The organism is Sporosarcina luteola, assembly GCF_007991495.1.
Classification (GTDB): domain Bacteria; phylum Bacillota; class Bacilli; order Bacillales_A; family Planococcaceae; genus Sporosarcina; species Sporosarcina luteola.
This window is the reverse complement of record NZ_BJYL01000016.1, coordinates 138,241-157,389: the sequence shown is the minus strand read 5'-3', so window position 1 is coordinate 157,389 and position 19,149 is coordinate 138,241. Positions and strand designations below refer to the sequence as shown.

The 19,149-nt window shown below is 44.1% G+C and carries 19 protein-coding genes; 11 read left to right on the top strand and 8 right to left on the bottom strand.

Annotation, left to right across the window (positions count from 1 at the left end):
- Nucleotides 1-12: 12 nt before the first annotated feature.
- On the bottom strand, nucleotides 13-156 hold the full coding sequence (locus tag SLU01_RS06800; protein ID WP_147056601.1) for a cytochrome c oxidase subunit 2A: 144 nt from the start codon (nucleotides 154-156) through the stop codon (nucleotides 13-15).
- Nucleotides 157-457: 301 nt separating this feature from the next.
- On the opposite strand from SLU01_RS06800, the gene nagB reads away from it, so the two are divergent.
- Both nagB and SLU01_RS06790 read left to right on the top strand, forming a co-directional pair.
- Nucleotides 458-1,162: a glucosamine-6-phosphate deaminase gene (nagB, locus tag SLU01_RS06795; RefSeq protein WP_147056599.1), complete on the top strand. Its 705-nt coding sequence runs from the start codon at nucleotides 458-460 to the stop codon at nucleotides 1,160-1,162.
- 258 nt (nucleotides 1,163-1,420) lie between these two features.
- The gene (locus SLU01_RS06790) at nucleotides 1,421-1,915 is read left to right on the top strand and encodes a C40 family peptidase (protein ID WP_147056597.1); all 495 of its coding nucleotides are present in this window, start codon (nucleotides 1,421-1,423) and stop codon (nucleotides 1,913-1,915) included.
- A gap of 175 nt (nucleotides 1,916-2,090) precedes the next feature.
- On the opposite strand, the gene SLU01_RS06785 is transcribed toward SLU01_RS06790, so the two are convergent.
- Together SLU01_RS06785 and secA2 are read right to left on the bottom strand one after the other, a co-directional pair.
- Nucleotides 2,091-2,984 carry an accessory Sec system S-layer assembly protein gene (locus SLU01_RS06785; RefSeq protein ID WP_147056595.1) on the bottom strand — a complete coding sequence of 298 codons (894 nt, stop codon included), beginning with the start codon at nucleotides 2,982-2,984 and terminating at the stop codon, nucleotides 2,091-2,093.
- Nucleotides 2,981-5,347, bottom strand: a complete 2,367-nt coding sequence (secA2, locus tag SLU01_RS06780) for an accessory Sec system translocase SecA2 (protein ID WP_147056593.1) — start codon at nucleotides 5,345-5,347, stop codon at nucleotides 2,981-2,983. Before secA2 ends, SLU01_RS06785 begins: the two co-directional genes overlap by 4 nt.
- A 239-nt stretch (nucleotides 5,348-5,586) precedes the next feature.
- On the opposite strand from secA2, the gene SLU01_RS06770 reads away from it, so the two are divergent.
- Nucleotides 5,587-6,630: a glycosyltransferase family 4 protein gene (locus tag SLU01_RS06770; RefSeq protein WP_147056589.1), complete on the top strand. Its 1,044-nt coding sequence runs from the start codon at nucleotides 5,587-5,589 to the stop codon at nucleotides 6,628-6,630.
- A 170-nt stretch (nucleotides 6,631-6,800) separates the two neighbouring features.
- Here the strand turns inward: SLU01_RS06770 and SLU01_RS06765 are convergent, their stop codons facing one another.
- A complete protein-coding gene (locus tag SLU01_RS06765; RefSeq protein WP_147056586.1) occupies nucleotides 6,801-7,865 on the bottom strand; it encodes an LCP family protein in 1,065 nt (354 codons plus the stop codon).
- A gap of 159 nt (nucleotides 7,866-8,024) precedes the next feature.
- Nucleotides 8,025-8,657, bottom strand: coding sequence for a YigZ family protein (locus SLU01_RS06760; protein ID WP_147056584.1), 633 nt, complete (start codon nucleotides 8,655-8,657; stop codon nucleotides 8,025-8,027).
- Nucleotides 8,658-8,801: 144 nt separating this feature from the next.
- Here SLU01_RS06760 and SLU01_RS06755 point away from each other — a divergent pair, with 144 nt between their 5' ends.
- The 4 genes from SLU01_RS06755 to SLU01_RS06740 all read left to right on the top strand — a co-directional run bounded on the left by SLU01_RS06755 (nucleotide 8,802) and on the right by SLU01_RS06740 (nucleotide 12,103).
- Entirely contained in the window at nucleotides 8,802-9,959 is a 1,158-nt protein-coding gene (locus tag SLU01_RS06755; RefSeq protein WP_147056582.1) for a sensor histidine kinase, read from the top strand.
- Between the two features lie 20 nt (nucleotides 9,960-9,979).
- On the top strand, nucleotides 9,980-10,654 hold the full coding sequence (locus SLU01_RS06750) for a response regulator (protein ID WP_147056580.1): 675 nt from the start codon (nucleotides 9,980-9,982) through the stop codon (nucleotides 10,652-10,654).
- A gap of 297 nt (nucleotides 10,655-10,951) precedes the next feature.
- Nucleotides 10,952-11,539, top strand: a complete 588-nt coding sequence (locus SLU01_RS06745; protein ID WP_147056578.1) for a Cif family virulence factor — start codon at nucleotides 10,952-10,954, stop codon at nucleotides 11,537-11,539.
- A 189-nt stretch (nucleotides 11,540-11,728) separates the two neighbouring features.
- A complete protein-coding gene (locus SLU01_RS06740; RefSeq protein ID WP_147056576.1) occupies nucleotides 11,729-12,103 on the top strand; it encodes a YhjD family protein in 375 nt (124 codons plus the stop codon).
- On the opposite strand, the gene SLU01_RS06735 is transcribed toward SLU01_RS06740, so the two are convergent.
- From SLU01_RS06735 to SLU01_RS06725, 3 genes are all read right to left on the bottom strand, one after another.
- Complete coding sequence (locus tag SLU01_RS06735) at nucleotides 12,069-12,578, bottom strand: competence protein ComK (protein WP_281288376.1); 510 nt, start codon at nucleotides 12,576-12,578, stop codon at nucleotides 12,069-12,071. The genes SLU01_RS06740 and SLU01_RS06735 overlap by 35 nt on opposite strands.
- A 221-nt stretch (nucleotides 12,579-12,799) precedes the next feature.
- Complete coding sequence (locus SLU01_RS06730) at nucleotides 12,800-13,966, bottom strand: M20 metallopeptidase family protein (RefSeq protein WP_147056572.1); 1,167 nt, start codon at nucleotides 13,964-13,966, stop codon at nucleotides 12,800-12,802.
- An 83-nt stretch (nucleotides 13,967-14,049) separates the two neighbouring features.
- Nucleotides 14,050-14,568, bottom strand: a complete 519-nt coding sequence (locus tag SLU01_RS06725; protein ID WP_147056570.1) for an antibiotic biosynthesis monooxygenase family protein — start codon at nucleotides 14,566-14,568, stop codon at nucleotides 14,050-14,052.
- 215 nt (nucleotides 14,569-14,783) lie between these two features.
- Between SLU01_RS06725 and hemE the strand changes: the two genes are divergently transcribed.
- From hemE to SLU01_RS06705, 4 genes are read left to right on the top strand one after another with little or no spacing between them, the layout of a single operon-like run.
- Nucleotides 14,784-15,821 carry a uroporphyrinogen decarboxylase gene (gene hemE, locus SLU01_RS06720; RefSeq protein ID WP_147056568.1) on the top strand — a complete coding sequence of 346 codons (1,038 nt, stop codon included), beginning with the start codon at nucleotides 14,784-14,786 and terminating at the stop codon, nucleotides 15,819-15,821.
- A gap of 24 nt (nucleotides 15,822-15,845) precedes the next feature.
- Nucleotides 15,846-16,775: a ferrochelatase gene (hemH, locus tag SLU01_RS06715; protein WP_147056566.1), complete on the top strand. Its 930-nt coding sequence runs from the start codon at nucleotides 15,846-15,848 to the stop codon at nucleotides 16,773-16,775.
- 24 nt (nucleotides 16,776-16,799) lie between these two features.
- Nucleotides 16,800-18,221, top strand: coding sequence for a protoporphyrinogen oxidase (gene hemY / locus SLU01_RS06710; RefSeq protein ID WP_147056637.1), 1,422 nt, complete (start codon nucleotides 16,800-16,802; stop codon nucleotides 18,219-18,221).
- A 48-nt stretch (nucleotides 18,222-18,269) separates the two neighbouring features.
- Nucleotides 18,270-19,124: a glycerophosphodiester phosphodiesterase gene (locus SLU01_RS06705; protein ID WP_147056563.1), complete on the top strand. Its 855-nt coding sequence runs from the start codon at nucleotides 18,270-18,272 to the stop codon at nucleotides 19,122-19,124.
- Nucleotides 19,125-19,149 lie beyond the last annotated feature (25 nt).

Genomic DNA, 19,149 nt, shown 5'->3' with positions numbered 1-19,149 from the left:
TAACTAATTTCATTATCTTGATAAAAACAATGCGTAAGAACCGAACCATAATACTAGGATAAAGATTCCTACGAGCATGACTGAGATGAAAGTTCCTTTTAAATTGATATCCGAATCATTGGATTTTGTCGCTTGCTTTGGTTTTTCTTTAGCCATACATTTTCACCCCCTGTGAAGCTTAAGTAGTTTGCTGATACTTTTATCATAGTCGCAGAGGAAATTTAGAGAATTAGGGAAAACCCTATGAATCCTAATTGACGGAAAGAGTTCACACTTCGTTCATACTGTCTTCAAAATATCGACATAGTTATTTGGTAGACAGGCGCGTTGAAGGTTTTGGAATGAAGGGGAAGGGAATATGGAACTGTGGTTAAATTTTTCGATAAGTTGACCATACTGTTTCTGGAAATTACAATGAATAGAGTAAGAACAAATCTAAAATGAAAGTCGGTTGAGAATGATGGAAAATTGTAAGTTAATACAAGTTGCAAGCCCTGAAAAAGGTGCTGAACATTTTTATCAAATGATAAAAGAAGAGCTTGATCATAATCGACTTCATGTGCTCGGATTAGCAACAGGAAGTACGATGATCCCCGTTTACAAGAAGTTGACGGAATCGGAGCTGGATTTCTCTGACGTAACTACATTCAATCTTGATGAATATGTTGGCTTATCTGCTTCAAGCCCGAACAGCTATGCATACTTCATGAAAGATCATTTATTCAATAAGAAGAACTTCAAGGATACGAATATACCGAACGGCATGGCCGAAGATTTAGATGCAGAATGCAAACGTTACGAACATGCTTTGCAGGAAGCGAAGTTGGACATTCAACTATTAGGCGTCGGTGAGAACGGCCATATCGCGTTCAATGAACCTGGAACTCCTGCTGATTCGGTAACACATGTGGCACAATTGACGGATTCGACACTCGGAGTGAACAGCCAATACTTTGAAAACGATGAGAAAATCCCGAATACCGCTTTAACAATGGGAATCGCCTCCATCATGAGTGCGAAGAAGCTGATCCTATTAGCGTTCGGTGAGAAAAAACGTCCGGCAATTACGAAAGTCCTTGAAGGTAAAGTAGACCCTGACTGGACAATTACGTACTTACTTAAACACAACGATGTTACGATTATTACAGACTTGGAATTATAAGAACTAACGAAAAAGCCGCTCCCCGTTGAAGTAAGGGGTGGCGGCTTTTTGTGTTTCGTATGAAAATGACATTTATATTGCAAAACGAGAATATACACGTATTTTGTAATGTTATTGTTACATAACTGTAATATAGGACGAGCATAGTACATGGTAAAGTAATCTCAGATGATATTTTCAGATAAATAGAACCTTCAATTGGTGGAGTTCATTCATCCTACTGCTAATTGAAGCGAGATAAAACATTCGGGGGATCATATGAGAAACTTTACACATACACAAAGGTCTTTTGCGTTTTTTGCGATTGCCTTCCTATTATTTTTCGCGCCTTTCATGAGTCAAGCTGAAGCATCCTCATCAGATTCAGCATCTATCGTAGAAACTGCTACAAGTCTAAAAGGCATCAAATATGCATATGGCGGCACAACAACTGCAGGTTTTGATTGCTCCGGATTTGTTCGATATGTTTTTAATCAACATGACATTAACCTTTCCCGCACTTCATCCGGCATGTACGCATCAGGTACAAAAGTCGACAAAGAAGACTTGAAGGCTGGTGATCTCGTATTTTTCAATACTAGCGGCAAAGGGGTTTCGCATGTAGGCATTTATGTCGGTGACGGGAGTTTCGCTCACGCATCCACATCAAAAGGAGTACGTGTCGACAAGCTGAACGATCCGTATTACTGGGGCAAACGCTATGTCGGAGCGAAACGAGTTACAGGCGGTAATGACGTTGCATTTAATAAATAGTTTTATAGTAAAACGGATTCCCTTTGAGGAATCCGTTTTTTGTTTTCGATAAGGATATTATCCGTGTGGTTCCAAAGTCTCGAAATAAGCAAAACTTGCCTGAACTCGAGCAAAACCGCCATTCGTCTTCATAGAAAAAGCCGCGACTCAAAAGGTCACGGCTTTCCTATCGATATTATTGTGGAACACGGATTGTCCAACGGGAGAAATCGGGTTCCTCTTTTTGAACCATCTCTTTAGGATAGATGAACGTCCAAGGTTTTGATGTATTAGCTTTGACCGAAAGCGGTGCAAGATCGAATGATCCGCGTGCAACGGTATCGCCAGATGCATCAATGAGTTCCAATGGAAGCTTCTCAATGTTAATTTGCTTTGAATGGCCGTTGCGAATGAAGATAGACGCTGCGATGCTTCCGTCTTCTTGCTTTTTCACTTGGAAACCAGCAAAGTTCACTTCACGCGGCTTCAATTTAGGCATGTTTTCAACGACTTTTTCAAGAGCCTCTTTTTGCTCGGCAGATAATCCATCTTCCCAAGCTTGCTCAAGCTCAAGCTTATGCGGCACCATTGATTGGACATTGAACGCAAGCTTCCAATTTTCAGCTGGCGGTTCTTCGGCGAAGATGTTTTCCTTTGTGAAAACGAAAACCCATGGACGTGCACTCTTGCCTGGGATATCGCCTAATTCTTTCAAATCGAATTCCTGGGATGCTAGTGTCTTTCCTTCTTCGTCAAGCAACATAAGCTCAACGGAACCTACCGAAATTGACTGTTCCAATGAAGAACGGAAAAACGACTTTACAAGCCAGCTGCCATTTGCCGGCTCGACATCGATATCGATACCGGAAAGGGAAATTTGATTCGGCTTCAAAGGTTCGAGTTCATTCGCAAGGAAACGGAAAACGTATTCCTGCTCCTGCGAAAGCGTCCATTGTGGGTGAAGTGAAAGTGTTGTTTCAACTTCGTCCGTGCCGCTTGATTGTGCACTGCCTTCTAGAATTTCTTCGGAATCAATCGTGCTGTCTGCTCCGGTTTTTTCAGTCTTTTTAAACATGGAAAAAAGTTTCATGATTCTTGGGCCTCCTGTTGTTGTGAGATAAGCTTCATAAAGCCGATAACTTCAGATGCGATATTCCGGCGCAGCTTCTGATAATGCGTGCCGAATAATTGCAAGCCTTCGCGTTGATAAATACGCATCGGATCTTCTTGTCCATAAGACCGCAATCCGATCCCTTCTTTCAGACGCGCCATAACATCCAGATGCTTCACCCATGTCGTGTCGATGTGGCTTAACATGACTTGCGGAATGATCTGGTTTACCTGTTCATTATCGGCGAAAGTGTCGAGATACGCAAACAGGGAGGCAATCGGTTCTTCATAGACCTTTAAAATATCTGATGTCTTTTCCAAATTGCGAGGCAGTTGGAATGGCTCCAAAAGAAGTCCGTTCATCGTGCGCTCGATTCGATCGAAATCGTAATTATCCGGTGTTTCGCTTTCAGGGCAGCTATCATAGACAACGAATTCAACTGCTTCAGACACCATCGTTTTCAATTGATCGAAAAGATTTTCACGTTCGAGTACTTTATCACGCAATGAATAAAGGACGCCGCGTTGGTCATTGATGACATCATCCAATTTCAAATTATATTCCCGCATTGAGAAGTGGGCGCCTTCAACGATCCGCTGTGTCCGTTCAGTGAGTTCATTCACTTCAGGATTTTTGATAAGCCCATTTCCGTCCGCAGTCACTTTCTTTTCGAACTTTTCAAGATCGTCTTTAGCGAAACGCTTGAACATATCATCTTCAAGTGAAAGGAAGAATTGACTTTCTCCATGGTCGCCTTGACGACCAGAACGTCCGCGCAGCTGATTGTCGATTCGACGACTTTCGTGCTTTTCCGTTCCTAGAACGAATAGACCGCCTTTTTCCTCGACTCCTTCACCGAGCATAATATCCGTTCCCCGACCTGCCATATTCGTGGCGACTGTAATATGACCTAATTGACCCGCTTGGGAAATGAGATCTACTTCCTGCTCGACGCTTTTTGCATTCAATAGATGGTAATCAAGTTTTTCGCGATCCAAGTATTCAGCCACTTTTTCCGATTGCAGGATGGAAGTAGTACCGACTAGCACCGGCTGTCCTTTTTCATGGCGTTGTGCCACTTCTTTTGCGACTGCTTCGTACTTCTGTTCAATCGTTACGAACACTTTATCCGGTGAATCAATACGTGCACGCGGTCGGTTTGTTGGAATTTGAATAACTTCCATGTTATACACTTCACGGAATTCTTTTTCCTGTGTTTTCGCAGTACCTGTCATGCCGCTTAACTTTGGATACATACGGAAGTAGTTTTGGATTGTAATTTGCGCTTGGGCTTTATTCTCATCGGTGATCGGCAAGCCTTCCTTCGCCTCGATCGCCTGATGGAGACCATCGGAAAGCGTTCGGCCTTCCATAATCCGGCCAGTAAACATATCGACAAGCTCAATCTTATCGTCTTTGACGATATAATCGACGTCACGCTTGAAGATGACGTAGGCTCGTACTGCCTGGATCATATAATGGTAGAGTGTCTGATGTTCAAGTTCGTATAGATTGTCGATGCCGAAAGCTTTTTCGACTTGTTCGATGCCCGCATCAGTAAGGGACGTCGCTTTCGTTTCATCATCAAAATCAAAATGAACGCCTTTTTTGAAGCGCTTTGCAAGTCTTGCAGCGATGGAATGAAGGTCCGGATCGGCCTGCATTTTACCTGCAACAATCAATGGCGTTTTCGCCTCATCGATCAAAACGCTGTCCACTTCATCGATGATTGCGAAATGATAAGGCCGCTGCACTTTTTGGGAAGTGTGCTGAACCATATTGTCGCGCAAGTAATCGAAACCGAATTCAGTACCGACACCATACGTGATGTCTGCCATATAGGCATTTTGTTTTGCAGGACCTTGCATCATTGGAACATTCAAGCCGACAGTCAATCCGAGGAAACGGTGGATTTGCCCGATTTGATCATAGTCACGCTTTGCAAGATAGTCGTTCACCGTAATGACGTGGACGCCTTTTCCTTCTAATGCCCGTAAATAAGAGGGGAGGGAAGCGACTAGCGTCTTACCTTCACCTGTAGGCATTTCTGCGATATTACCTTCGGCGAGCACCATTCCGCCGATGAGCTGAACGTCAAAATGACGCATGCCCAATACCCTTTTCGATGCTTCACGAACGACTGCGAATGCATCTGAAAGGATAGCTTGTACAGTTTCACCTTCCTGGATCTGCACTTTGAATACTTCGGTCATATGTGCAAGTTCCTCATCGGACATCGGTTCGTATTTTGATTCTAAACTATTTATGTGTTGAACAACTTTCCTATATTTACGAAGTTGTCTTTCGCTCGTTTGATTTGAACGTTTAAAAATTGATAACATATGCTGGACGCTCCTTTATATAATCCTTATGTGAAGGATACGGTTCTATTTTATCAAACTATCCACAAAAAGACTACCTTGTTAAGATAAATGTGCTTCATGTCAAAAGGATAGTCTTACGGAAACAGGGTATAGTAGTTTCAAGTGCAATCTTTTGCTAACTTGGATGCTTTCCATGGGCATTCGTGCTATAATACTTGTGGCTATCTAAATTATTGTTTTTTACGGGGAGGAAGGACATGTTATTCCTTGCAATGGCTGCTGCATTTGTAGCTTCCATCATACTAACTCCGCTCGTCATAAAGTTTGCATTCCGCATTGGTGCAGTCGATCATCCGAATTATCGGAAGGTGCATGCATCCGTCATGCCACGTATCGGCGGGGTAGCAATTTTTGGTGCGTTTGCTATCGGCTATTTATTATTACGCCCTTCTGATGAGCATGCAATCGGGATCCTCGCAGGAGCAATTATTATTATTGTTACCGGCTTCTTGGATGATATGCTAGAAATTACCGCTAAAGCGAAAGCGTTCGGCCAATTAATTGCGGCTGTCGTAGTTGTCATTTGGGGCGGTTTACAAATCGATTTCATTAACTTACCATTTTTCGGTCCTTTTGATTTTGGATACTTAAGTATTCCGATTACGATTTTATGGATTGTTGGGATTACAAACGCTATTAATCTCATTGACGGCTTGGATGGATTGGCGGCAGGCGTGTCAACAATCGCACTTATTTCGATCGCAGTCATGGCGATGATCATGGGAGAAATGTTTGTCGTAGCGACTGCTGCCATTTTGGCTGCAAGCGCACTTGGATTTCTCTTCTATAATTTCCACCCAGCGAAAATATTCATGGGGGATACGGGCGCCTTATTCCTTGGCTTTATGATTTCAGTGTTGGCGTTATTAGGATATAAAAATGTCACGATGATTTCTTTAGTCATCCCGATCATCATACTTGGCGTACCGATTTCGGATACATTCTTCGCAATCATTCGTCGTGTGCGGATGAAACAGCCGATTTCAGCCCCGGATAAATCGCATTTGCATCATTGTCTGTTGCGTGCAGGGTTCTCTCACAGACAGACGGTTTTGATCATCTACGGACTGGCTATTTTATTCGGTGTCGCAGCAGTACTATTCTCGCAAGCGACGGTATGGGGTGCGATCGTCCTCATCCTTGTCATGCTTCTAGCGATTGAGTTGTTCGTCGAAATCATCGGCCTGGCTGGTACAAATTATCGACCTTTGTTGAATCTTGTACGTATGATTGGAAAATAAATGATATGAAAAGGTGATACGCGAAATATGCGTATCACCTTTTTTGATGTATAAAAAAATGTTGATTTACGCTCCAGGCGGACGCTTTCCGCGGGCAAGTATCAATGTAATTTAAACAAAAAACCATCCCGCTGATAAGAAATCAGTCGGGATGGTAGATAATCATCTATTTAATTCAAACCATCGCTGCCTTCAGCAGTTTCGTCTGTTGTACCAATAATATTTGAATTACTATCCGTTAATGCCGAGGAATCAGGAATCAGCCCTAGATGCGCCTTCAATAGCTGTCTCACATTCTCCAAATCATTTTCTTTCAATTTGTAGTAATAGATGCCGGTTGACCAATCATCATAGCCTTGCAAACTGATTGCATCGATTTGCGGCATACCGCCTTTTGCATACTCCCAGAAGGAAGTCATTTCTTTAAATGTCATGTCGGTTTTCATATTGTCGCCGACTGCTTCGATGACATCGCCGTATTTTGCAATCGATTTGACGGACACCATTTCTTTAATGATTGCCTGTAAAATCATTTGTTGACGTTTGCCACGCTCTAAATCACTATCGAGCTTACGTGTACGCGCTAATGCGAGGGAATGTCTTCCGTCAAGCACTTGCAAGCCTTTTTTCAATTGAATGGTATTTTTGTCGTTTTCATCTTTTTCAAGTCTGTTATAAGGGACATCCACCTCAATGCCGCCTAAAGCATCAACGACTTCGATGAATGCATTAAAGTTCATTTTTACGTAGTAATCGATCGGGATATCAAGCATTTCTTCGACCGATTCGATTGCCGCATGTGTTCCTCCGAATGCATGCGCATGGGTGATTTTGTCTTTATACCCGACTTTGGGAATGTATACGTATGAATCACGCGGAATACTTAAGAGTTTAACTGATTTCTCTTCAGGATTAAACGTTGCAACGAGAAGGGCGTCAGAACGACTATGACTGTCGCCTTGCATTCTTGCCTCACTGTCATCCACGCCAATCAATAGGATGGAAACATTATCTTTCGACGGTTCCACTTTTGCTTCTGCGCGAACTTCCGACTTAGGCGTCGATGGAACGGCCTCATAAGCTCTGTCGACAGCCTGTTCTGCTTTTTGTTTCAATGAAAGTCCGTATGCGGCAATTGAAAGCAACACAGTTAGCGATAATAATAGGCCGATCTTTACGCCTAGCCGTGTTTTAGACGTTTTCTTTCGCATCTTTTTATAATCTCTTCTTTTCATATCATGTAAAAGCCTCCACTATCGGCTAAGGAATCTTCCTAAGCAAATTTAGTCTTCTATCATAAAAGCTCAAAAATTGACTTGAAATGCAAACACAATACGCAATTAATCGTCAACTTTCACCATTATACTATTAAATCCCATCGCCGTATACTATTATTACACATCAAATTCTAGGAATGATGTCGAGACAGCAGTAATTATGGCTTGGCCATTCGTCAATTCTTTCATCCAGTCGGTGAAATCTTCTGTTTTATCGACAGGAACATTTAGCAGTAAGCTGACGTCTTCTTCATAGATGATCTCTTCCAACGGGTAAGGTGATTGTCTAGCTTCATTTTCCACTTTGCCGAGCCATGTGTAATCGATAGAGACTTTCATAAGCTGATGCAACTTTCGCTCGACGACACCCGTTGCAGCGATGCCTTCGGTTGTTGCACGGCCGTAGGCGCGGATCAGACCGCCGCCGCCTAATTTGATACCGCCAAAATACCGGGTGACGACGACTGCAGTGTCTTTCAAGCCTTGTTTCTTTAGCACTTCCAACATAGGGAAACCGGCTGTACCCGAAGGCTCCCCGTCATCATTCGCCTTTTGGATCTGATCGTGTTCGCCGATAATGTAAGCTGAACAGTTATGCGTCGCCGTATGATGCATCTTTTTTATATCTTGTATGAAACTGATCGCTTCCTCTTCGGTTTCGACACGTTTCACATAGCTGAGGAATCTGGATTTCTGAATGACGATTTCACTTTCGCCATACAATTTGACCGTTATGTAATCCGCTCGCATTTGCAGCACCCCTATCACTTGTAATACAATCTTAATACGCAATTAGTTTTATGATGATATAATAATAAAGTGTATAAGGAATTAAGGAATACTGCAACTTTGCCTCTGTTGTGCTTTTTTGATTTCCGGATGGGAGGGGTTGAAATGGCTGAAAACACTATAGATATCCAAAAGTTGGAAAACATTTTCGATAATATGGTTAATGTGATGGATCAATCTAAAAACGACATATTTACTATCAGCGAGCAAAGCCGACAAGCCTTCCAGGAGATGCAAACCGAAGTGGCCGTTATTAAAGAAGAGATTTCCCGGGTAATAACAGAAGGGGACTACTTGGAGGATATGACACGCCATTCCCGGAGACGGCTTGCGGATGTTTCAAAAAACTTTATGAATTACTCTGAGGAAGAAGTACGACAGGCGTATGAGGCGGCGAATGATCTACTTGTAAGATTGTCAATCAATCGGATGGAAGAAAAGCAATTACGTGTTCGGCGGGATGAGCTGGATAGACGGATTGCAGCTCTTTTGGAAACGATTGATAAAGCGGACCACCTTGTCAATCAAGTAACGACAGTCATTACATATTTGACATCCGATTTGAAAAAGGTTGGCGAAGCGCTGGAAACAGCAAGGCAGAAACAGGAGTTTGCGATTCAAATCATCCAGGCCCAAGAGGAAGAGCGTAAACGACTGTCTAGAGATATCCACGACGGACCAGCACAGATGCTTGCGAATGTCTTGCTTCGTTCGGGGCTTATTGAAAAGACATTCACTGAAAAAGGTCCGAATGAAGCTTTATCCGAACTTCACCAGTTAAAGGAAATGGTTCGAAATGCCCTTCTGGAAGTCCGACGCATCATTTACGATCTGCGTCCGATGGCATTGGATGACCTTGGCTTGATTCCGACACTGCGGAAATATTCATCTACTGTAATGGAATATGAGAAAGGTTCTTCCATTCATTTCATGAATAATGGTACAGAAAAACGATTGGAATCAAATATTGAAGTGGCACTTTTCCGACTTGTCCAAGAATGCATTTCCAATGCACTTAAACATGGTAATTCAAGAGATGTTTGGGTGAAAGTCGAATGGCTTCGTGATACAATGAATATTGTGGTAAAAGATAATGGAAAAGGCTTTGATTTAACACAAACTAAAGACAAATCATTTGGCATTATAGGGATGCGGGAGCGTGTCGAATTGCTGAAAGGCGAGATGAAAATCATGTCGACGATTGGCAACGGCACAACAGTGCTATTCCGGATTCCGTTACAGGAAAATATAATTGTTGAATAGGGTATTGGGAGGGAATGAAAATGACGAAAATATTAATTGTGGATGACCATCAGCTATTCCGTGAAGGTGTAAAGCGGATTCTCGATTTCGAAGACTCATTCGAAGTGGTAGGAGAAGGAGATGACGGCAGCGAAGTGAGCGAGTTATACAGTCGCTTCGAACCGGACGTCGTCTTGATGGACATCAATATGCCAGGTATGAATGGAGTGGAAGCAACCGAGAAACTTAAAAATGAGTTTCCGGACGCGAAAGTGATCATGCTTTCCATCCATGATGATGAATCATATGTATCACATGCATTAAAATCAGGTGCGCTCGGATATATGTTGAAAGAAATGGACGCAGACGCAATTGTACAAGCAATCAAGGTCGTTGCTGCAGGTGGATCCTATCTTCATCCGAAAGTGACGCATAATCTAGTAGCAGAATTCCGCCGTCTCAGCGAACGTGAACATAAAGGCTCTTTCCAACAAAATGATATTCGCCGACCGCTTCATTTATTGACGAAGCGTGAATGTGAAGTATTACAGCTCTTAACGGACGGACAAAGCAACCGGACAATCGGGGAAACGCTTTTCATTTCCGAAAAAACGGTAAAAAACCACGTCTCAAGCATTTTGCAAAAAATGGGCGTAAACGACCGTACACAAGCGGTAGTTACAGCAATCAAAAACGGCTGGGTAGAAGTTAAGTAAATTTTGAAAAGGGGCCTTCTAAAGGTCCCTTTTAATATATACAATGAATCTAAATGTTTCAGACTTACACTAAGGATTGGAACGGAAGGCGGCGACTCCAGCGAAAGCCGTCACGAAGAAAGGCTTTTGCGAGTAGGTATTGTTAGGCGGATGCCTTAATTTCTGCAAAGAGCGCAGAAATACGGCAAATCGAACTCTTCGTGGTTCGATTGGCTGAAGCCGTGCCCGCGGAAAGCGTCCGCCTGGAGTGGAAATCCGGGTTCTAATACTCTAATTCAACATACATAGGAGGAAATTATGAAAAAAATTCTTGTATTCTCAACTTTGAGTCTCATTCTTATTCTAGGCGCCTGTTCGAAAAAAGAAGATGCTAATACGAATCAAGGATCGGTGGAAGACGGTGAATCTACAAATCAATTTGGCTCAATCGACCACGGCGTCGATGATACGAAAGACGACACAAAAGTAGGATTCAACATGACGGGTGATTCTATAGAAGAGGCGGCAAACGTCCCTGCCGACGAGAAGGATTCCATGATGAAGTCTTTCGACACGTATATTCACGCTTTCAATAGCCAGGATGTCGAAGAATATATGAGTGTGCTTTCCAAGGAACCAAAGAGCTTTTCGATCGACGAGGAACGCGAGTATATCGAAAGTGTTTTCAAGGAGTACGAACTGAACCGTGAAGCAACAGATGTGACGATCGTTAAATACGATGAAAATAAAAATGAAGCACAAGTCTTTGCAAACCTGCAAACATCAATGAAACAGAAATCAACCGGTTTGGAAACAAAGCGCGACGGCAGACAAGTCACCGTCTTTACAAAAGAAGACGGAAGCTGGAAAGTAAACTCGGTCTACTATATGGAAGAACAAAAATAATAATGAACTCAAGCTGTCCAGTATATATTGTGCTGGGCAGTTTTTTTAATCCAGCTCCGGGCGCTAGAGGCGACAGGCACCCTGCGCTTTTTTCTATTTGATGAAATTTCCAGTAGGAATGCAATTGCTTTTTTTGAAGGTGAGTCGTATAATAAGAACAAATGTTCCTATTGGAAGGAGGAAGCACTGATGCCTTTAATCCCTGCAAAGGCATTGCCTCATTTTGAAAATATGATCTACTTGCCAATGCTCCTTATCGTGTTGCAGCGTGATCGGGAACTGCTCGAAAAAGGGCCGTTCAAGTTGAAAGGCCCCTACTTAAAAATGATCGACACGACGGTGCAACAAGTCCAAACCGAGCTACAAGAAACAAAATTTTACTTAAGACGCAACAACATGAAAGTACTTCAGAAAGAGAGGGATAGTATGTTCACAGAATACATTTTTATTAGCGGCGGTTATGAAGACCACCGTCGATATTTGAATGTCCGCCTAAGAAACCGAACGGAAGAATTACTGGACCTCTATTTTACAAGTTCGGGAAACCGTACGGCCCATCGTTAACCGGCTGAGAGAAAAAGGAACGATTTAAAAGTTGCCGCTTCTTTAGGAAATCCTTTTCAATCAACCTTGCCAATGAATATTGGCGATAGATGGTAGGCACTGAAACTTCTGTTTTGAAGCTTTGGCCATTATCTAGGAAAATCGTAGTGCCTAGCCCATCTTTCTTGAAAAAGTCGATTGAATGGTAGGCGATCCATACATTTTGATTTGACAGTGGTGATAAGGTCGGAATGAAGATGTATGGGATGCCATAAGAATTTGCTAATAAAATCGGCGACTTCCGTCTGTTATCCCCGAACAGTAATTTGGAAGTGTTTAAAGTGGTTTCGAAGTCGGAACCATAGTGTTTACAGGCGCGGGTAATGATATGTAACGGTTTTCTTGAAACCACTAAAGTTCCTTCCCGCTCAATGACTTTTGTAAAGGTTTTATTGCCAACATTCTGAGGTGCCAACACAAGGGTCTTGTCTGTAATAATGTAGTTTGTAACTGGACTATTAATATCGGAATCCTCCCTTTGTTAATGTAATCTATCCCCTCTTATTTACTAGTATAGGATAAATAAAAATAAAAGCAAAGCATTAGATGGATAATTTGAACTATTTGTATAGTAGTGAGGAATTTACTGTGTAACTGGATATTAAAACCAAAATAAAAGACAGTTGGAATGGTTATTCCAACTGCCTTTATAAAAATTCAACGAGTTTGATAGTTCAGTGCTGCGGCGCCTAGTGTTTTGGCGGCGAGTAGCATGGCGTGTTCTTCGAAATCGAATTTTGGGTGATGATGTGGATACGGTTCCGCTGGCTTGGCTCCGGTGAAGAAGAAGGTGCCAGGGACTTTTTCCAAGTAGTATGCAAAGTCTTCGCCACCCATTTGTGGTTTGCTTTCCACAACGGCGTCAACCCCGGGGATATGCTCAGCGACTTCCTTTAGAAATTCCGTTTCTTCCTTGTGGTTCACGACCGCCGGATAGCCGCGGAAGTAGTTGAACTGGATTTCACAGTCATTGGCAAGGGCGGTGCCGTCAACAACGCGCTTCATTTCATTTTCCATTAAATCGCGGATTTCCGGACTGAATGTACGCACGGTGCCACTGAGCTTTGCAGAGTCCGCAATGACGTTGAATGCATTATCGGCGATGAAAGACCCGACTGAAAGTACAGAAGATTCAATAGGGTCGACTCGACGCGACACAAGCTGTTGAAGATTCATGACAAGTTGTGCGCCGATGACGACGGCGTCCTTTGTTTGATGTGGGGCTGCTCCATGACCTCCTGCGCCTTGGACCGTAATTTCAAAGCGATCTGCAGCCGCCATGACTGGTCCTGTTAAATATTCGATTGTTTTATGGGGGATGAGCGACCAGAGATGGGTGCCGAAAATCACATCTACACCGTCAAGGCAACCGTCCTCAATCATTGAAATAGCCCCGCCTGGAGCAAATTCTTCTGCATGTTGATGGATGAAAACATATTCGCCAGCAAGCTCTTCGCGCATTTCATGAATCGCTTTCGCCAATTGCAACAATGCAGCGGTATGTCCGTCATGTCCGCAAGCGTGCATGACGCCAGGTACCGTCGATTTATAAGGGACGTCTTTTTCGTCTTGGATCGGCAGTGCATCGAAATCGGCACGCAACGCGACCGTTTTCCCAGGCCGAGCTCCCTTCACGCGGGCTACAACACCGTTGCCCCCAACACCTGTCTGTACGCTAACACCAAGATCAGCGTAAAAATCATGGATGAATTTTGCGGTTTTCACTTCATGAAATGATAATTCCGGGTGCATATGCAAATGTCTGCGGATGACGATCATGTCTTCATAAGCAAGATCCAACTTTTCGAACAGTCGCTCATTCATTTCGATAACCCCTCTCAAAACGTTTATTTTCTATTCATTCTTAATTATAACAATACGTTTCGGGGGTCGCAATAAAGGTAGGATTAAAGTTCAGTCTCCTCAATCTTTGCAACATACGTTGTCACGTAGGAAGCGCTGGCAAAAATATGTGTTGTATTATCGGCGAACTCCTTCGTGTCGCTTGATTGATGGGATTCCTTAAATGCCGGTGAGTTTTTCCAACGATCGAAATCGGACGCCGCTTCCCATTCAGTCAGGACGACATACGTGTCAGAATCGAGTGGGCGAAGCAATCGAAAAGCAATGAACCCCGATTGGGCGCCCATTTTACTGTTCCCGGATGAAAAGCGGTGTTCAAAAACCGGACGGCCCTCATCGGTGACAGGGATATTGTTGCAGACAAAATAGCCTTCCTCTTTCAATTCACCTGTTGAACTGATAACCTCATATCGCCGTGGCGTCTGGAAAACAGACTTCGCCTCCGTTTCATGCACCAGAAGTGACTGGCCGCCTCCATGCATGAGGATCATCCTTTTATCCGAATAGCGTTCTTTCAGTTTTTCCATGAAATCTCTTGTTCCGGTCGTCATATACATATACATTCCCGAAACCTCCTTTGAAATAGATATTAATCATATTTTCCCTCATTAGGTCGATTAAAACAAACATTGTCGAAATGATGGCAAACAAATTGGTGAAAGCGGTACAATTTGATGACATATCAAGGCAATTACTATACATTCCAATAGGAAACGTCTATATTTGAAAGCGAATATAGAAGCTCGATCTTAATGAAAAAGAAAGTGGGGATCCATACATGACAACATTTAACGATACACTGCTGCGTGCTGCCAGAGGCGAAAAGATTGACCATACGCCGGTTTGGTTCATGCGACAAGCGGGACGTTCGCAACCTGAATACCGTAAAATTAAAGAAAAATACTCGCTCGAAGAAATTACCCATCAGCCGGAGCTTTGCGCTTACGTGACAAAGCTTCCCGTCGATAACTACAATGTCGATGCGGCTATTTTGTATAAAGACATCGTGACACCATTGCCAGGCATTGGCGTCGATGTGAAAATCAAAGCGGGTGTGGGGCCGGTCATTTCCAATCCGATCCGTACCGTGCAAGACGTCCATAATCTTGGAGAACTCTCTCCTGACGATCATATCCCTTACGTTCTTGATACAATTAAAATATTGAAAGAGCAATTGACTGTGCCGTTGATCGGTTTCGCAGGCGCACCATTCACATTGGCAAGCTATATGATCGAAGGCGGTCCATCAAAAAGTTATAATTTGACAAAGTCCTTCATGGTTTCAGAACCTGAGGCGTGGTTTGCGCTCATGGATAAGCTCGGTGATACAATTATTACGTCGATCACTGCGCAAGTGAAGGCGGGCGCAGCGGCAATCCAAGTATTTGATTCATGGGTCGGCGCTTTGAATGTTTCGGATTACAGGATTTTCATCAAACCAGTCATGACCCGTATTTTCAATGAGCTTCGCGAATTGAACGTGCCCTTGATCACGTTTGGAGTGGGGGCAAGCCATTTGGCAAACGAATGGCATGACCTTCCAGTGGACGTCGTCGGACTTGATTGGCGTTTATCGATCAAAGAAGCAGGGGAAAGAGGCTTGACGAAAACATTGCAAGGAAATTTAGATCCTTCATTGCTCCTCGCTGATTGGAATATCATCGAAGAGCGGGCGAAAGTGATCGTCGAGCAAGGCGTTGAACACGGCAGCCATATTTTCAACTTGGGCCATGGCGTCTTCCCTGAAGTACAGCCGGCAACATTGAAGAAATTGACCGAATTTGTACATGAGTACAGTTCACAACTACGTAACTAACCATATTAAAATGAGGTGCAACTGATGACAAAGAAGAAAATGGGACTTTTAGTCATGGCGTACGGAACTCCATACAAAGAAGAGGACATTGAACCGTATTACACGCATATCCGGCATGGTCGTCCACCAGCACCGGAACAACTGGAAAACCTCCAGGAGCGATACAAAGCGATTGGCGGCATTTCTCCGCTTGCAAAAATTACGGAAAACCAAGCGAATGCTCTTTGCGATCATTTGAATGAAACACAGGAAGACATCGAATTCCACGTATATGTCGGCCTGAAGCATATCACGCCATTCGTTGAAGAAGCTGTCGAAAAAATGGAAGCGGACGGCATTAAAGAAGCTGTTTCCATCGTATTGGCACCGCATTATTCTTCATTCTCCGTGAAGTCATACAATGATCGGGCGAAGGAAGAAGCTGAAAAGCACGGCATTACGCTAACGTCTGTTGAAAGCTGGTACAAACAGCCGAAGTTCATCCAATATTGGTCGGAGAAAATCCGTGGTTCATTTGACAGCATGAGTGAAGCGGAGCGGGAGAAGGCGTGCCTTGTCGTATCTGCCCACTCCTTGCCTGAAAAGATCAAGCAATTCGGAGATCCGTATCCCGATCAATTGGAAGAAACGGCAAAATTGATCGCGGAAGCGGCAGAAGTGAAAAACTATGCAGTCGGTTGGCAAAGTGAAGGGCAGACGGGCGAACCTTGGTTAGGGCCAGACGTTCAGGATTTGACACGTGATTTGCATGAAACAAAAGGATACGAGGCGTTCGTCTATACGCCGGTCGGCTTCGTTTCCGATCATTTGGAAGTTCTTTACGATAACGACTATGAGTGTAAAGTCGTCTGTGATGAAATCGGTGCTTCCTATTACCGTCCGGCAATGCCGAATACAGATCCACTTTTCATCAGCGCTATGACCGACGCAGTTCTAGAACAGTTGAAAGCCTGAGGCAGGTGGGAAGTGAAGATGGACATGAATGATCAAAAGAAGAAAGTCGTCATTGTCGGTGGAGGAATCACTGGACTATCCGCGGCGTTTTATATGCAAAAGACGGCACGTGAACAAAACTTGCCCGTTGAAGTGATACTCATCGAGGCGACGAACCGATTAGGCGGTAAAATCCAGACGGTCCGTCGCGACGGGTTCGTCATTGAACGGGGTCCTGATAGCTTTCTGATCCGGAAGAAGAGCATGGAAATATTCGCGAAGGATCTTGGCATTGACGGAGAGCTTGTCCGCAATGCGACAGGTCAGGCACATATCCTTGTCAACGGTCGACTTCAACCGATTCCGGCAGGCTCTGTTATGGGCATCCCGACAAAGATGGGTCCCTTCTTGAAATCGGATCTGTTTTCATTGGCAGGAAAGTTGCGGGCAGCGGGAGACATCGTCTTACCGCGCTCAGGAATAGACGAAGATCAGTCACTCGGCCATTTTTTCCGGCGTCGATTTGGTGGAGAAATCGTCGAAAACCTAATAGAACCGCTTCTTTCTGGCGTCTACGCAGGAGATATCGATCATATGAGCTTGCAATCGACTTACCCACAATTTTATCAAGTGGAAAAGAAGCATCGCAGCCTCATTCTTGGAATGAAAAAAACGACCCCGAAGCAAGTGCCGCAAAAAGACGGGCATGGTGCTTCGAAACAAGGCGCCTTTCATTCATTCCGGAACGGACTTGAATCGATAGTGGAAGCTGCGGAACAACAGTTGGAGCCGGATACTGTGAAAAAAGGAATCCGGATCGATACCATTACAAAGCGTGGAAACCAAACCGTTCTTGAGTTGAATAATGGAGAAACGGTCATCGCTGACGCAGTTATCGTCGCTACGGGGCATATGGCGGCAAGCCAATTATTCGCCTCGCATGGGTTGCTTGAAGGGCTGAAGGAAATCCAGACAACATCCGTTGCGACTGTCGCTCTCGCATTTCCGCGTGACGCCGTTATTCAGGACAAGGAAGGGACAGGCTTCCTCGTTTCGAGAAGCAGCGACTACTCGATAACGGCATGTACGTGGGTTCATCGGAAATGGCCGACGACAACGCCGGAAGGAAAAATTCTGCTCCGCGCGTTCGTTGGACGAATCGGTGAAGAAGCGATCGTCGATTTGCCGGATGATGAAATCGAAAGGATCGTCCTCCAAGACCTCGGGAAAATCCTGACGATCAATGACAAGCCGGACTTCACGGTTATCACGAGATTCAAGAACGATCGGCCTCAATACAGGGTCGGCCATCGTCAACGTGTCGACGCAGCCCGCGCTGAATTGCAGAAGGAGTTCCCGAACGTCAAATTGGCAGGCGCCTCTTATGACGGTGTCGGATTGCCCGACTGCATTAATCAGGGGAAAGCGGCCGTGGAAGAAGTGCTTGGAGAACTGTTTACGAATTAAATGAAAGTCCGCCTAGCGCGGACTTTTTGAATTGGAAGTGATTTTTGAATGAAACGACTGCTAACTGTATGTATAACAGCAATCCTATTGGCGGCTTGCTCAGTTGGGACCAAGTGGGATAACCCAATGCCCGAAGATGGATTTTTAGTCATCGCACACCGGGGCGCTTCAGCGTATGAGCCGGAAAACACGCTGCCTTCGTTCGAGCTTGCGGAAGAGCTTGATGCGGATTATATCGAACTCGACGTTCATTTGACAAAGGACGGGGAGCTGGTTGTCATGCATGATGATGAAGTCGACCGGACGACAGAATCGATCGGTAAAATTAAGGATCATACATTAGCTGAACTGAAAGAGCTGACCGCCGATGAGGACAAAGACGAAAAGGTAGCTGTCAGCGGCCGCAACGAAGAAGCCTATGAAATCCCGACATTGGTTGAAGTGATTGAGGAGATGAAAGGCGATATCCGCTTTGTCATCGAACTGAAAGATACGGAGCAATATTTCGGAATTGAAGAGAAGTTGGTCGACGTCATGAGTGAATACGGATTGATCGGCACGGACAGCAAAGGTTATCCGAAAGCGGTCGTCCATTCATTCGATGAAGAGGCGCTGAAAAAAGTGCATAAGATTGACCCGTCAATTCCTTTGCTTCAACTGATTTCTTTCGATGATGGGGAAGAAGCGGAACTTTCGAAGAAGAAATTGAAGGATCTTTTATCCTATGCGTCCGGAATCGGCGTGAGTTATGAAGCGTTGACACCGCCCTTTGTAAATACAATGCATGGTGAGGGGCTTGCTGTATATGCGTATACGGTGAATGACGCGGAGGCCGCGTTGCGATTGAAGGCGATGGGTGTCAATGGGATTCATACAAATGAACCGGATTTATTGGATGAATGAGAAACAGCTGAGACATTTTTTCTCA